Raw genomic sequence first — 14,282 nt, forward strand, 5'->3', positions numbered from 1 at the left:
GAGGCGCTCGACATGCTCGGCGCGGTCGGCCCCCGCTCGCCTCGCGGGCGACCGAGACCGCAGTTATATGTGGCCGCCGTTCCGAGTGAGTGCTATATGAGTGCTCCCGAAGAGGTCTACGAGGCCATCCTGGACGAGACGTCGCAACTCCTCGTCGGGAACGAAGACGCGATGGAGGCGCTCACCATCGCGTTGCTGACGAACGGGCACGTCCTCCTCGAAGGGGTTCCGGGCGTGGCCAAGACGACGATTGCCAACCTGTTCGCCCACGCCGCGAACCTCGACTACCAGCGGATTCAGATGACGCCCGACGTGCTGCCGGCCGACATCACGGGCACCCACATCTACCGCGAGAACCTCGGCGAGTTCGAACTCCAGCGGGGGCCGGTGTTCTCGAACGTCGTCCTCGCCGACGAGATAAACCGCGCGACGCCGAAGACCCAGTCCGCGCTCCTCGAAGCGATGGAGGAGGGACAGGTGACAATCGAGGGCGAGACGCTCAAACTCCCCTACCCGTTCATGGTCGTCGCCACGCAGAACCCCATCGAGTACGAGGGGACGTTCAACCTCCCGGAGGCCCAGCGCGACCGCTTCCAGTTCAAGGTCGTCGTCGACCTCCCGGAGCGGGCCGACGAGCGGGAGATCCTCGAACGGTTCGACCGCTCGCCGTCGCTCAAGCCCTCGGACATCTCGAACGTCATCGACGACGCCGACATCGGGAAGGCCCGGCAGGTCGTCACGGGCGTCCACGTCGACGACAAGGTGTTCGACTACATCCTCGACCTCGTCGGCGCGACGCGGACGCACGCCGCGGTCGACTTCGGCGCGTCGCCCCGCGCCTCGCTGGCCTTCCTGCGGGCCGGCAAGGCCGCCGCGGCGATTCGCGGCCGCGACTACGTGATTCCCGACGACGTGAAGCGACTGGCTCCCATCATCATGTCGCACCGCCTCGTCCTCGGGACCGAGGCGGACATCAGCGGGCGCGACCCCCGGGACGTCGTCGAGGAGGTCGTCGACACCGTGCCGACGCCCGAAGTCAGTCTCGACGGGTCGACGACGCCCTCGGTCGCGGGCGACGACGACTGAGCGCGACCCGGGTCGTTATCGGCGCTCGTCGGCCGCTGTTTCTCCGGTCACCGATTCTCCGGCCTCGTTCTCCGTCTCCGACGCCGCGTCAGCTGACGGCTCATCGCCGTCACCGTCTTCGACCTCCCACCGGCAGGTGACGGCGAAGTCCGTCTCCTCGCCCGCGGCGACCTCGGTGACGACCGGCGCGTCGAGGCCGCGGGCGACGACCACGGCGACGAACGACGCGACTGGCGTGTCGAACGTCTCGGCGGCGGCGAACCGGCAGCCCTCGACGCGGACCGTCAGGCGACCGTCCGCGGCATCGGTCTCGGCGGTCGCGGTCTCGGCGAGTTCGAACAGTTCCACGAGGGCGTCGGTCGCCTGTCGCGCCAGCGCGTCGGGGTCGTCGCCGAGCGGGCCGTCGAGGCTCCGTGCGAACTCGTCGAACAGGCCGCCGCCGCTCGGGTCGAACGCGACGCCGCGGGCGTCGTCGTCGTCGGTGACGACGAAGGTGTCGCGGAGCGCCTCGGCGTCGGGGAGCGCGTAGTCGCGGTGCTCCGGGACGAACAGGCGAACGCCGTCGCGGTCGGCGTCGGGGACGTAGACGGCCGCGTCCTGCAGGCCGAGTTCGTCGACGACGGCGGCGTGGTTACGCGCGTGCGCGCCGAACACGGCCGACCCGACGCCGACGGGGATGAACCGCTCGGGGCTGAGATAGCGCGTCACCGCGGCGGCGAACAGCCCGATAGCGCCGAGGACGACGAGCGTCTCCCGGACGGGCGGAAACAGCGCGCCGCCGAGCAGGCCGGCGACGCCGAGCGCGGCCAGCGCGACGGCGGTCTGCCGGTACCGGCCCCTTCTGAGCGCCTCGTAGCGCTGTCTGAGTCGGGCGTTCTCGCGCCGGAGGTCGACGAGTTCGGCGCGGGCGGCCCCCGCCTCGTCGGCGTCCGGTCGACCCTCGCCGCCGTCGTCGGTCGCGGCCGAAACGACGGCGCGGGTTTCACCGTTCGCCAACGCCGACTCCCGGTCTCGGTCGCGGGCGTCGTCCGCGCTCATCGCTCGGCCTCCATCGCGCCGACGAGGCCGAGTGCGACGCGCTCGTAGCGGTGGAGTCCGTAGGCGACCGCCGCCGCGAGGACGGCGGCGACCAGCGCGGCCTGCCACGCCCACCGGAGCGTCGTCCAGAGCGCCCACGCGACCCCGAGGGCGACGACGTAGCCCGCCGCCAGTCGAGCGAGCCGAGCGCGGTCCGGCGGCCACGCGCACGCGGCGCTCGCGAGAAGCGGGAACGCGGCGAGATGCGCGGCTCCGACCGCGACGAGACCCGCGTCTCCGAACAGCGAGACGGCGGTCAGTTGGGCGACGACGAACGCGAGCGGCCCCTCGCTCGCCGCCGCCGCGGCGAGGACGAGGACGCCCCCGGCGACGCCCCACAGCCCGTCCGTCAGGCTCACCGCGAGGGTGAAACAGAGGACGCCAGCCGCGTCCATGGGCGTGAGTTCGTTCGCGTCCAACACGGTTCGAATCGTCCGTTTGCGCTGGTTCACAGGTGTCTCCATCGGTGTTCACTCCGCTGCGGTGGCCCGTCCCGTCGCCAGTTCAATCGAGCCCTTCGGGGCGACCTCGTAGGCGGTGACGTTCGGCAGGCGTTCGAGGCGCTTTCTGAACTCCTCGAAGGCGACGAACCCGGTCGCGTCGCCCGCGCCGCCCGCCTCGACGGTCTCGCCTTCGGCCGCGTCGTCGAAGAACGTCGTCGGCGTGAGGAAGACGCTCGTCTGACTGGTCCGCTTCGACGCGACGACGACCGCCTCGTACGTCTCGACTTTCGCCGAGTCGTCCGTCACGAGCACGAGGTGGTCCTGTCGGTCAGACCGCGAGCACGCGGACTTCACCGCGTCGAAAAGCGGCCGGTCGCTGACCCGCGAGACGTAGCTCTCGCCGTCTTTGAGGTACGGGCGGAGCGTCTCCGCGAACGCCGAGTCGTCGCCGTCGAGGCGGCGGCTCCGCTTGCGGGCGTCTTCCGGCGCGACCGGCCGGGACGCGCCGACCGGTCGGCGCGGGCTGGCGGTCGGCGCTATCGAGAGCAGTCGCCGCCGGACCGTCTGGTAGGCGTTCGACGACGAGGAGGGGCCGAACTCCCACGTCGTCGCGGCGTCCCCGACGAACTGCGCCGAGACGGGGTCGGCGTGGGACTCCGCGGCGTCGACGAGGCCGAGCGCGACCTCCCGCGCGTACGACAGCATCGTTCGCCCGGTCGGCCCGCGGTTCATGTGCGACCCGCAGTCGACCACGAGCGACAGCAGGTAGTCGGACTCCGATTCGAACTCGCGGATGTACGGGTGGTTCATCCGCGCGGTGGTCTTCCAGTCGACCTGCGAGAGCGTGTCGCCGGGGAGGTACTGCCGGGTCTCGTGGGGGACGTGGCCCGGGCCGGTCTGGTCGCTGGCGTGGTCGCCGAAGGTCGCGCCGACCAGTTCGCCGCCGCGGCCGACGTGGATGCCGTCGGGGGCCGGCGGTTCGACCAGACAGCGGGCGTCGAGGTCGAGCGTCACCGTCTCGGTGAAGAGGCCGGCGCGGCCCTCGATGTCGACGGCGGCCTCGTCGAACGCGATTCGCCCGGCGACGGGGAACTCGACGCTGTACGTGACCGACCCCTCGGTGTCGCCGGGGTCGAACGCGACCGTCCGGCGGGGCCGCTCCGGCGCGTTCACGCTCGGCGGCGCGACGAGTTCGACCCTGACCGGCGCGTCGACGGCCTCGGGCAGCGACGCCGTCAGCGTCACCGCGGCGCGGTCACCGACGGAGACCGACGTGGGGTCGACCGAGACGGTCGCCGAGAGGTCGCGGTCGACCGCCCGCATCGTCCCGACGGCGTCGACCTGCGCGACGACGAGCCACGCGGCGAGGCCGCAGGCGGCGACGAGCGGCGTCGGTTCGTCGAGAACGACCGCGTAAACGGCGAGAAAGCAGGCGACGCCTGCGAGCGCGGCCCACCGGCGGGTCGGAAGCATCGTGGATTCGATTCGTGCCGGCCAAGTTGAATGTTTGTGTTGGCGCGGGCCGCTGTCGGCCGCGCGCCCCCCGACGAACCGGGGCTGACCCGGGGGCTCAATCAACCGTTAAATCGGTTGTTAACCCCGCGCAGTCTGCGAATCACGCGACTCGCCCGTCCGCGGAGCGTCAGCCGAATGCCAAAACCCATTAGCTCCCCCCGTCTGGCTACGGGTAGTGCGTGGAGAATCGGGCCGCCCCGCGCGGTTGCTTTGGACGATGTTCGTCGTCGCCTGTCTCGTCGCGACAGCGCCCGTGACCGTGGTTTCCGCGGGCGCGGTTCCCGCTGCGTCCGGGGACGGGGCGGCCGCACCGGCGTCTCTCGGCCCGGGCACCGGCCGCGTTTCGGCGCTCGGGCCGGCCGCGGGGCCGCCGCGACAGACCGCCAACGAGACGAACAACAGCACCGGCGTCCTCCACGAGAACCCCGACGAGGTCGGCGACGAGAACGAATTCGACCGTCTGCTTTCGTACCTCTCGGGCGAACTCAACGGCGACATCAGCGCGAGCAGCCTGCGACTCAGCCGAGGCGAGTACGAGGCCGCCAAGGCGGCGCTCGGCGACGACTACGACGACTCGCTGGCCAAGTACGTCGACGTTGAGGGCGAGGCCGGCGGCGACGGCGCGGGCGAGGAGTACCGCACCGTCGGGGAGACCCAACGGGAGTACGTCGACACCGTCAGCGAGTTCCGCGAGACGCGCCGCGAGTACGAGGCGGCGAGGCAGGCGGGAGACGACGAGCGCGCCCGCGAACTCGCCCGCGAACTGACGCGCCTCGCCGAGGACGGCGAAACGCAGTCCGACCGACTGTTGGCGGCGTTCGACGCGATTTCGAACCGAACCGACAGCGACCTGACCGACAGCAGCGCCCAGATCGAGGCGGTGCAGGCGAACATCTCCGAACGGCGCGAGGAGATCGTCTCCCGCGAGTTCGTCGCCACCCGCCTCGCCGTCGACGACTACGACCGGGACATCTCCTTTACCGACCCGCTCGTCCTCTCGGGGTCGCTCGTCGCAGATAACGGCACGCCGGTGCGGGCGACGACCGCCCGCTTCGCGGTCGGCGGGCAGACGGTTCGAGCCGCGGTCGACGCCGACGGCTCGTTCGAACTGACCTACCGGCCGACGCGGATTCCCGCCGGCACCTCGTCGCTCGTGGTCCGGTACCTCCCGAACGACACGTCGATGTATCAGGCGACGGAGCGGGCCGTCCCCGTCGCCGTCTCGCAGGTGAACGCGACCGCGGACCTCTCGGAGCCGTCCGCGTCGCCCTACGGCTACGCCGACGCCGTCTCGGCCCGCGCGACGATTCGCGTGAACGGGTCGCCGGTGACCGACTACCCGCTTTCCGCGACGTTCGCCGGGTCGCCGGCGACCGCGGCGGCGACGGACGCGAGCGGCCAGTCGACCGTCTCGGCGACCGTCCCGGCGACCGCGACGGGGGCGGCCTCGCTCCGCGTCGCGCCCGACGGCGACGGCAGGGCGGTCACGTTCGCCCCCGCGACGGCGTCGGTCCCGCTCGAAACCGAGGGGACGGCGCTCGACGCGAGCGCCCGCGGGACCGGGAACGGGACGGTCGTCGTCGACGGCCGCCTCGAAACCGACGAGGGCGAGGCCGTGCGCGGTCGGACGGTCGCCGTCAGCGTCGACGGACGCGCGGTCGCGTCGGCGACGACCGGCCGGTCGGGCGCGTACCGGGCGACGTTCGATCTCCCGAGCGACGCCAGCGCCGAGAACGCGACCGTCTCGGCCGCGTTCGACGGCGGGGGGACGAACCTCGAATCGTCGGCCGCGACGGCGAGTATCCGGCTTTCGAGCGGGGCCGCGACCGGAAGCGACGCGTCCGACGGACTTCCGTTCGACCCGCTCGACCTCGCGTGGGTCGTCGCCGGACTCGCGGTGGTCGGTCTCGCCGCCGCCGTTCTCCTCCGACGGAACGGCGCTGGCGACTCGGTACGGGCGGCGGTCGCCGACGAGTCGGCCGCGTCGGCCGACGACGATGCGGGCGACTCGGAACCGGTGGCGACGAGGACGCCGACGCTGGAGTCGGCGGTCGACGCCCTCGACGCCGGCCGGCCGAACGACGCGGTGGTCGTCGCCTACGCGGGCGTCCGGGCGTCGCTCGGAACCGCCGCGGGGGTGGACGACGCCGCGACCCACTGGGAGTTCTGCGACCGCTGCGTCGACGCCGACGTCGCGTCAGCCGACGCGCTCGAATCGCTGACCGCGGGCTACGAGCGCGCGGCCTACAGCGGGCTCTCGGTGAGCGACGAACACGCCGCCGAACTGGTCGAGACGGCCCGCTCGCTCGCCGACCCGTCCGGGTCCGACGCGCTCGAATCGCCCGATTCGGCCGGCGATGCGGACGCGTCGGAAGCGGTCGGCGCGGCCGAGTAGCGCGGCCGCGGACGCCGCGGCCGACAAATGATTTTTGTGCTCGTGTCTCCCACCTCGAATAGATGTCGCAGCGCCACGACTGGCGGTTGTTCCTCCCCGAACCCCTCCGCAGCCTCCCGGCCGACCTCGCGGCCGTCGTCGCGGGGGTCGCGCTCACGCTCATTGCGACGCTCACGCCCGGACTGGCGGGGACGCCGCTCCGGGACGTCGTCGGCCTCGCGTTCTTGCTTTTCGCCCCCGGCTACGCGCTCATCGCGGCGCTGTTTCCCGAGCGCGGCCCGCCGATAGACGCCCCCGAGGACCACGAGCGGACTGACGGTATCGACGGCATCGAGCGGGTGGCGCTGTCGTTCGGGACGAGCATCGCGGTCGTCCCGCTTCTCGGCCTCGTCCTCAATTTCACCCCGTGGGGGCTACGGCTCGTTCCCATCCTCGTCGTCGTGTGCGGCTTCGCGCTCGTCGCCACGGCGTTCGCGGCGGCCCGGCGGTCGGCGCTCCCCGAGGACGAGCGGCTCGTGGTCCCGTACGAGCGCTGGGTCGCCGCCGCGCGCGACGAACTGTTCGAGCCGGCGTCGCGGACCGACGCGATGCTGAACGTCGTCCTCGTGGTGAGCGTGGTTCTCGCGACCACGAGCGTCGGCTACGCGGTGGCGGTGCCGAAGAACGGCGAGTCGTTCACCGAGCTGTACCTCCTGACCGAAGACGGCGACAGCGAACTCACCGCCGACAGCTACCCGGAGGAACTCGTCCGCGGCGAGTCCGCGTCGCTCGTTCTCGGCGTCGGCAATCGGGAACACCGGGCGATGAACTACACCGTCGTCGCGGTGCTCCAGCGCGTCGAGGTGTCGAACAACTCGACGACCGTCGTGGAGTCCGAGCGGCTCCGGACGTTCACCCCCCGGCTCGAACGCAACGAGACGTGGCACGAGCCACACGAGGTTCGCCCGACGATGACGGGCGAGCGCCTGCGACTGACGTACCTCCTCTACGAGGGCGCGCCGCCGGCGTCGCCGACGGTCGACAACGCCTACCGGGAGGTCCACCTCTGGGTGACAGTTCGCGAGAACTGACGGCCGAACCCGACCGCGGTCGGGCGGCGCGCGGTCACCCGGCCTGCTGATATTTCACTGTACATCCCCGAAATCCGAAAAAACCGGAGCGTTGCTCGTGTAACTCGTTCGTGTTCTAGTTTTATCATCTCTGATAATCCATAAGTAACGTTTAGGGTGTTGCACCCCAAGCTTTCGCCAGCGAGGTCACAATGCGAGACTCTGGAAGAACGGTTTCCCGCCGCGGCGGCCGAGGTCCGAAAATCGAACGCATCGCGGACCGGTACGGGCTCGACGGCCTCGGGGACGATCTCGTCGACGCGTGGCTCGGCGAGGGGCGACCGCAACGGAGCCTCCGCGAACTGGAAGGCGACGTGAACGAGCGACTCGTTCGGGCCGCGCTGGACGAGGCCGGCGCGCACGTCCTCGAAGGGGAGGCGGAGAACTTTCACCGACTCCTGACGAGCGATGACGTGACCGCGGGAAGCCGCACCGACGCGCGGAACACGCTCCGCGAGCGCGGCGTCGATGTCGAGCAGTTAGAGGCCGACATCATCTCCTACCAGTCGGTGTACAACTACCTCAAGCGACACCGAAACGTCGAACGCGACGACACCGACGACGAGACGGACGCGACCGAGTCGGGGCTCGCGACGATTCGAAAGCTCCGGTCCCGACTTCGCACCGTGACTATCGACGTTATCGACCGCCTAGTAAAGGCCGAGGAGGTCTTCATTGGCGCGTATGAGGTCGAAGTCGACATCAGAGTCACCTGTACCGACTGCGACACGCGAATGACCCCGACGGCGCTCCTTTCATCCGGGCACTGCGACTGCGACCACGACGGAGACGAGTAGCGGTTCGGGCTCACCAACACACCAACATCCGACACATGAACGATTCAGAGGCACTTCAGGCAGCGACTGTCCGCATACGAAACATCGGCGGCATCGACGAGCGGACCGTCAGACTCGACCCCGGCGTCACCGTTCTCACCGGCCGCAACGCGACGAACCGAACGTCCTTCCTTCGCGCGCTCATGGGTGCGTGCGGGAGCGACGCGGTCAGTCTCAAGGGCGACGCCGACGAGGGGACGGTCGAACTCGAACTCGACGGCCGGACGTACACCCGCATCCTCTCGCGCGAGAACGGTACGGTCTCGACCGACGGGACGCCGTACCTCCGAGACACGACGACGGCGGACCGCTTTGCGTTCCTCCTCGGCTCGAACGAGGCGCGGCGGGCGGTCGTCGCCGAGCGCGACCTCCACGACGTCATCATGGCCCCGGTCGACACCGAGGCTATCGAGGCCGAAATCGAGCGTCTCCGGTCGCGGCGCTCGCAGGTCGAAACGCGACTCGACTCGCTCGACTCGCTCGAAGCCGACCGGCGGTCGCTCGAATCGAAGCGCGACGACCTCGAAGCCGAAATCGAGGAGCTCGAAGCCGAGCGCGACGACCTCGAAGCCGAAATCGACGCCGAAGACCGGACGGTAGAGACCCAACGCGAGAATCAGGCGGCGTTAGACGAGGTGCTGTCCGACCTCCAGTCGGCGCGGTCGGACCTCGAAACCGTCCGCTTCCGCCTGCAAAGCGAGCGCGAGAGCGTCGAATCGCTCCGCGAGGAGCGCGGCGAGCTACAGACGGAGCTCGATTCGTTCGACGCCGAGGCGGTCGACCCCGGCGAGGCGAGCGACCGCATCGAGTCGATTCGGTCGCGAATCGAGTCGCTCAACTCGACGATTTCGGAGCTCCAGACCGTCGTCCAGTACACGGAGGACGTGCTCGACGGGAAGGCCGACCTCGTCGAGGACTCGCTCGGCCCGGTCGACGGCGACGGCTCGGTGACCGACCGGCTCGTCTCGTCGGAGACCACCACCTGCTGGACCTGCGGCACCGAGGTCGACCGCGACCAGATTCGGGGGACGACCGACCGCCTCCGCGAGGTCAGAGACGAGAAACGCGAGGAGCGCGCCGAACTCCGCCGCGAACTCGACGAACTCGAACGGTCGATGCGGGCCGCCGAACGGGCCGAACGCGACCGCCGGACCGGGCAGATAGAGTCGCTGACCGAGCGGCGCGAGGAGCTCGCCGAGCGGGTCGAAGCGCTCGAAGCCGACGCGTCGGACCTCCGCGGACAGGCCGACGGGGACCTCATCGAACTCCACAAAGAGCTCAACGAGGTCGAGTTCGCGCTCGACCGGAAGCGCGACGAGCTCGCGTCCGTTCACGACGACCTCGACGCGCTCGACGCCCGGTTCGACGAGCGCGAGGAACTCGAAGCCGAACGCGAACAGGTGGACGAAGACCTCGAAACCGCACGGACCCGAATCCGCTCGCTCACGACCGCGGCGGCCGAGTCGTTCAACGAGGAGATGGAGACGGTGCTCGGTCTCCTCGGCTACGACAACATCGAGCGCGTCTGGCTGGAGCGGGTCGAACGCCGGGTCCGCGAGGGCCGTCGCAAGGTCGACAAGACCCAGTTCGAACTTCACATCGTCCGCGCGTCGGACTCCGGCGCGGTGTACGAGGACTCCATCGACCACCTCAGCGAGAGCGAGCGCGAGGTCGTCGGCCTCGTGTTCGCCCTCGCGGGCTACCTCGTCCACGAGGTGTACGAGACCGTCCCGTTCATGCTCCTCGACTCGGTCGAGGCCATCGACGCCGAGCGCATCGCCGCGCTGGTCGACCACTTCGAGCAGTACTCGACGTTCCTCGTCGCGGCGCTCCTCCCGGAGGACGCCCAGGCCCTCGACGCGTCGTACCGGCGCGTCACGTGGGGCACCGACGTGACGCCGACCGCCTGACTCACCGGCCCGTGAGTGCGGGCAGTCCGCGCCGCGTTCCGCGTCTCCGCTTCGTTTTGCTCCCGTCCGACTGCGTCTCGCTCGGTTTCCGTTGAACCCCGTCCTGCGACACGAGCGGCGTGACACAGACAGCGGGCGCGATAGACTCGCGGCCTCTGTTCGAGACGGTCTCGGAAACGACCCAGTCCCGGTTCGAATCCGCGTCCGACAGACAGGAGGCCGCGCCGAGTACTCTCGCGGCGACGTGTCCCGGGACCGTTTCGACCGCTCCCTCGGCTCGACCGCCTCGATGATTCGCCCCGCTCGAACCGTTCAGTACCGTCTCTCGGGTTTTTATATTGTGCAATTTTACCACTATCGTGGGCACATACCGATAGTACGCAAGAAATATAACAGATAGAGGAGACATATCGAACAGACGATACTGGGGGGACGAAGCTATCATCAAATCTGACACGCAGCTCCGAGACGAGTTCGAACCGACACGGGTTTGGTACGACTGCGAGCGTACCGAGCCCGTCTCTGAAGCGGTCGTCGCGGCCGTGAACGAACACATCCGCCGCGACGCGGAGTTACCGCCGCTCACAGAGCACGTAGACACCGACGCCCTCGACGCCCTGTTCGGCTGCGACACGCCCGGTGCGCCGCGCGTATCGGGTGCGTCGCTCGAATTCGACTACGCCGACCTCGTCGTCACTGTCGAGTCCGTCGGCCGCATCGAAGTCCGCGACGCGGGACGGTAATCGGGCGGCCCGCTCGGCACCAGCTCGGGACGGGCCGACCGTCGCCGAACGGACCGACCATCTCGCCTCGATTCACCCCGAATCGGTATCAAATACGTTTGAGAAATACGCTTTACCGGAACGTTTCCCGGCCCGAACGACTTAGTTGGTTGAGAACGTTCCGGCATCGTAATTGTAGTTTGTATGCACACCTGTTCCCGGTGACGATGCCTGGATTTCCTCGCGCCCCCGCGACGTACCTTTTTGTCTCGGGGACGCCGAAAAGGGGTATGGAACTCGAATTGCGCTTCTTTGCGACGTTTCGGGAGGTGGTCGGCCAGAAGACCATCTCGTGGCGGGCCGACGACGACGCGACGGTCGGCGACGTCCTCCGGTCGCTGGAAGCGGAGTACGACGGCCTCGCCGGGCGACTCATCGAAGACGGCGAGGTCAAACCGCACGTGAACGTGCTGAAAAACGGGCGCGAGGTGGTTCACCTCGACGGGATGGCCACGACGCTCGACGACGGGGACGCCGTGAGCGTCTTCCCGCCGGTCGCGGGGGGCTGACGTGGCGCGCCGACAGCGGGCGTTTCGCGGCATCTCCCCCCGACTCGCGATTCAGTACCTCGAAGGACTCGGGGGCGAAGCCGACGGCGACGGCCGCGTGGTCGGTCCCGACTGGACCGTCGATATCGAGACCGAGGAGGTCACGATAACGAGCAGTATCCAACTCACCGAGGTACGGCTCTCGTTCGAGGGCGACGAGGAGACGCTCGACGACCTCGTCAAGCGGTTCGCGCAGAAAGCGATGCGCGCGGGGGGATGACCGTGGGAGCAGACGGCGAGCGGCGACCGGGGCGCGAACGACTCAGCGAACGCCTCGCGCCGGACGGCGACGACGGCGCGCCCCGCGGCGGTGCCATCGACGGCACGGCCATCATGCTCGCGGCCGCGAAGGCGAGCGTCCCAGCCAGCAATCTCCCGCTGTTGCTCGACCGGGCGCAGGCGTATCTCGACGGGCGGACCGGCGAGTACGCACAGGGGTTCGAATGCGTCCACGAGGACGACGAGACGGCGGTGTACCTCGTCCCCCTCGGCCACTGGGACACGAAGGGACTCGACCTCGACTTCTCGCACCGCGAGGTCGACGCCGTCCGCCGGGCGCACGCCGAGCACCTCCGGCGCGTCGGTGCGGACGCCGACCGACGCGACGAGTTCGAGACGGCGCTCGAAATCCGCGAGGTCGCCGTCGTCAGTCGGTAGGCGGAAAAGCCGGCAATCCGCCCGACGATAGACGCCTATTTCGGGGACGACGACCTGCTACCGACAGATGCCAACCGTTTCTTCCGACCTCCTCGACGGCGTCCGGGCCGCGGGGCCGCTCCAACTCGGCATCGCGCCGTTCGGCCTCGTCGCCGGCGTCGCGGCCGTCGAACAGGGGCTGTCGGTCGCGCACGCCCTCGGCTTTTCCAGTGTCGTCTTCGCGGGCGCGTCGCAACTCGCCATGATAGAACTCCTCGGCGCGGACGCGCCGCTGGCCATCGTCGTCGGAACGGCGGTCGTCATCAACCTCCGGACGATGATGTACTCGGCCTCCATCGCGCCGTACTTCCGCGACCTGACCGCCCGGTCGAAGGCGCTCGCGTCGTACCTCCTGACCGATCAGGCGTACGCGGTGTCCATCGCCCGCTACGGCCGCGACGGCGAGACCGACCGCTTCGCGTACTATTTCGGCGCGGGCGCGTCGCTGTGGCTCGTCTGGCAGGTGACGACCGTCGCCGGCGCGCTCCTCGGCTCCGGGCTCCCGCCCGTGTGGGGGTTCGACTTCGCCGCACCGCTGGTCTTTCTCGCCCTGCTCGTCCCCACGCTGAAAGACCGCGCCTCCGGCGCGTCGTGTCTTGTCGGCGGCCTCGTCGCCACCGGCGTCGTCGTCGCGGGCGTCCCGTTCCACCTCGACATCATCGTCGCGGCCGTCGTCGGCGTCCTCGCCGGCCTCGCGGTCGAATCGCGCGGAGGCGACGCCTGAATGCCGACCGGCTACGACTCGGCGACGGTCTGGCTCGTCATCGCCCTCGCGGGCGTCCTCACGTTCGCCATCCGCGGCTCGTTTATCTACCTGTTCGGCCGCATCGACGATGTGCCGCCGACGGTCGAATCGGCGCTTGAGTACGTCCCCGCGGCGGTGTTCGCGGCGCTCGTCTTCCCCGCGCTCCTCGCGCCGTCGGGCGACCTCGCGGTTTCGGTCGGCAACGAGAAACTCGTCGCCGGCGCGTTGGCCGCGCTCGCCGCGTGGTACACCGAACGCGTGCTCGCCACCATCCTCGTCGGCATGGGCGCGCTCTGGATTCTCCGGTTCGTCGTCTGAACCGCCGCCCATCCTCACGCCAGCTATCGGCCCGGTTCTGTTGAAGTATTCAATTACTGATCGTTTGTTGAGACCGTGCTGAATACAGGGTGCAAGTCGGTCATTGACCGGTCGGCATCTGGCGAGTTTTTACGGTGCTATTTTCACCATTTGGAGTTTGTACGTCGCGTTCTGGTAGGTGACGTAACCCGTCGTCTCGCGGGCGACTCGCCACGCCCCTGCTGGGTCCCGCTCGAAGGGTGATGGTGGGAGGCGGTCGGAGGCTGCGACTAGTGCCCGAAGTTGAGCCGGCGGGGTCTCGTTACTTTGACCGCTCCATGAAACGGATTCGTCTGCTTCGATAGCAGTGACCACCGCCGTTCGCTGCTCCTCTGTGAGATTTGCTTCTGCGAGCGTTGGAACCTCAACGTCGAGCGCCGACGCGTTGCTGACGACACTGACTGATACGTCGATGCGGACTGGGTACGTATTACCGTGGACTCCTCCTGTTGTCGTTGACGGTGATGCTGTCGAAGTGGTCTCAGTAGTCGGCGTTCCAGATGATGATGCGCCGAGCGACCCACAACCTGCGAGCGACACCATGAGACAAACGAGAAGGAGGCAATAGAGTAATCTTCTATTGAGGTGGACCATGGTGAAAAAATGATTAATTGTGGTAAGTACTTTCTGCAAAACAGGTTCATAATGAATCGACTGTTAGACCCGAACGCCCATCCTATCGTTTGTTCACTCCATCAACTGTGAAACACAGAATGGCGGATTGCTGAACTCACCCTCTGTCTGTGTCACGCCGTACGTGTCAAATTCTGAGAATTTCAACAG

General features: G+C 68.8%; 15 protein-coding genes. 11 read left to right on the forward strand and 4 right to left on the reverse strand.

The features are described from left to right. Positions 1-96: 96 nt before the first annotated feature. Positions 97-1,086, forward strand: coding sequence for a MoxR family ATPase (locus tag FY251_RS16320; protein ID WP_148416131.1), 990 nt, complete (start codon positions 97-99; stop codon positions 1,084-1,086). A gap of 15 nt (positions 1,087-1,101) precedes the next feature. Here the strand turns inward: FY251_RS16320 and FY251_RS16325 are convergent, their stop codons facing one another. Genes FY251_RS16325 through FY251_RS16335 form a run of 3 tightly spaced genes read right to left on the reverse strand, consistent with a single transcriptional unit; the run spans position 1,102 to position 4,079 of the window. Then, positions 1,102-2,124, reverse strand: coding sequence for a hypothetical protein (locus tag FY251_RS16325; RefSeq protein ID WP_148416132.1), 1,023 nt, complete (start codon positions 2,122-2,124; stop codon positions 1,102-1,104). After that, positions 2,121-2,615, reverse strand: coding sequence for a hypothetical protein (locus FY251_RS16330; RefSeq protein ID WP_148416185.1), 495 nt, complete (start codon positions 2,613-2,615; stop codon positions 2,121-2,123). Before FY251_RS16330 ends, FY251_RS16325 begins: the two co-directional genes overlap by 4 nt. An 18-nt stretch (positions 2,616-2,633) precedes the next feature. Then, on the reverse strand, positions 2,634-4,079 hold the full coding sequence (locus FY251_RS16335) for a DUF58 domain-containing protein (protein ID WP_148416133.1): 1,446 nt from the start codon (positions 4,077-4,079) through the stop codon (positions 2,634-2,636). A gap of 259 nt (positions 4,080-4,338) precedes the next feature. On the opposite strand from FY251_RS16335, the gene FY251_RS16340 reads away from it, so the two are divergent. The 10 genes from FY251_RS16340 to FY251_RS16385 all read left to right on the forward strand — a co-directional run bounded on the left by FY251_RS16340 (position 4,339) and on the right by FY251_RS16385 (position 13,460). Further along, positions 4,339-6,516 carry a DUF4129 domain-containing protein gene (locus tag FY251_RS16340; RefSeq protein WP_148416186.1) on the forward strand — a complete coding sequence of 726 codons (2,178 nt, stop codon included), beginning with the start codon at positions 4,339-4,341 and terminating at the stop codon, positions 6,514-6,516. Positions 6,517-6,578: 62 nt separating this feature from the next. Then, positions 6,579-7,586 (forward strand): DUF1616 domain-containing protein, encoded by a 1,008-nt coding sequence (locus tag FY251_RS16345; RefSeq protein ID WP_148416134.1) that lies wholly within the window; start codon positions 6,579-6,581, stop codon positions 7,584-7,586. A gap of 191 nt (positions 7,587-7,777) precedes the next feature. After that, the gene (gene rdfA / locus FY251_RS16350; protein WP_148416135.1) at positions 7,778-8,422 is read left to right on the forward strand and encodes a rod-determining factor RdfA; all 645 of its coding nucleotides are present in this window, start codon (positions 7,778-7,780) and stop codon (positions 8,420-8,422) included. Positions 8,423-8,457: 35 nt separating this feature from the next. Beyond that, entirely contained in the window at positions 8,458-10,371 is a 1,914-nt protein-coding gene (locus FY251_RS16355; protein WP_148416136.1) for an archaea-specific SMC-related protein, read from the forward strand. A gap of 443 nt (positions 10,372-10,814) precedes the next feature. Then, complete coding sequence (locus FY251_RS16360) at positions 10,815-11,114, forward strand: HalOD1 output domain-containing protein (RefSeq protein WP_187367425.1); 300 nt, start codon at positions 10,815-10,817, stop codon at positions 11,112-11,114. Positions 11,115-11,383: 269 nt separating this feature from the next. Beyond that, entirely contained in the window at positions 11,384-11,662 is a 279-nt protein-coding gene (gene samp3 / locus FY251_RS16365) for a ubiquitin-like modifier protein SAMP3 (RefSeq protein WP_148416138.1), read from the forward strand. Between the two features lies 1 nt (position 11,663). Further along, positions 11,664-11,921, forward strand: a complete 258-nt coding sequence (locus FY251_RS16370) for a hypothetical protein (protein ID WP_148416139.1) — start codon at positions 11,664-11,666, stop codon at positions 11,919-11,921. Further along, a complete protein-coding gene (locus FY251_RS16375; RefSeq protein ID WP_148416140.1) occupies positions 11,918-12,358 on the forward strand; it encodes a hypothetical protein in 441 nt (146 codons plus the stop codon). Before FY251_RS16370 ends, FY251_RS16375 begins: the two co-directional genes overlap by 4 nt. Before the next feature lie 67 nt (positions 12,359-12,425). Next, on the forward strand, positions 12,426-13,121 hold the full coding sequence (locus FY251_RS16380; protein WP_148416141.1) for an AzlC family ABC transporter permease: 696 nt from the start codon (positions 12,426-12,428) through the stop codon (positions 13,119-13,121). Further along, positions 13,122-13,460 (forward strand): AzlD domain-containing protein, encoded by a 339-nt coding sequence (locus FY251_RS16385; RefSeq protein WP_148416142.1) that lies wholly within the window; start codon positions 13,122-13,124, stop codon positions 13,458-13,460. 129 nt (positions 13,461-13,589) lie between these two features. On the opposite strand, the gene FY251_RS16390 is transcribed toward FY251_RS16385, so the two are convergent. Continuing rightward, complete coding sequence (locus tag FY251_RS16390; RefSeq protein ID WP_148416143.1) at positions 13,590-14,093, reverse strand: hypothetical protein; 504 nt, start codon at positions 14,091-14,093, stop codon at positions 13,590-13,592. Between the last annotated feature and the right edge of the window lie 189 nt (positions 14,094-14,282).

This window comes from Haloferax sp. KTX1 (assembly GCF_902410085.1).
Classification (GTDB): Archaea; Halobacteriota; Halobacteria; order Halobacteriales; family Haloferacaceae; genus Haloferax; species Haloferax massiliensis.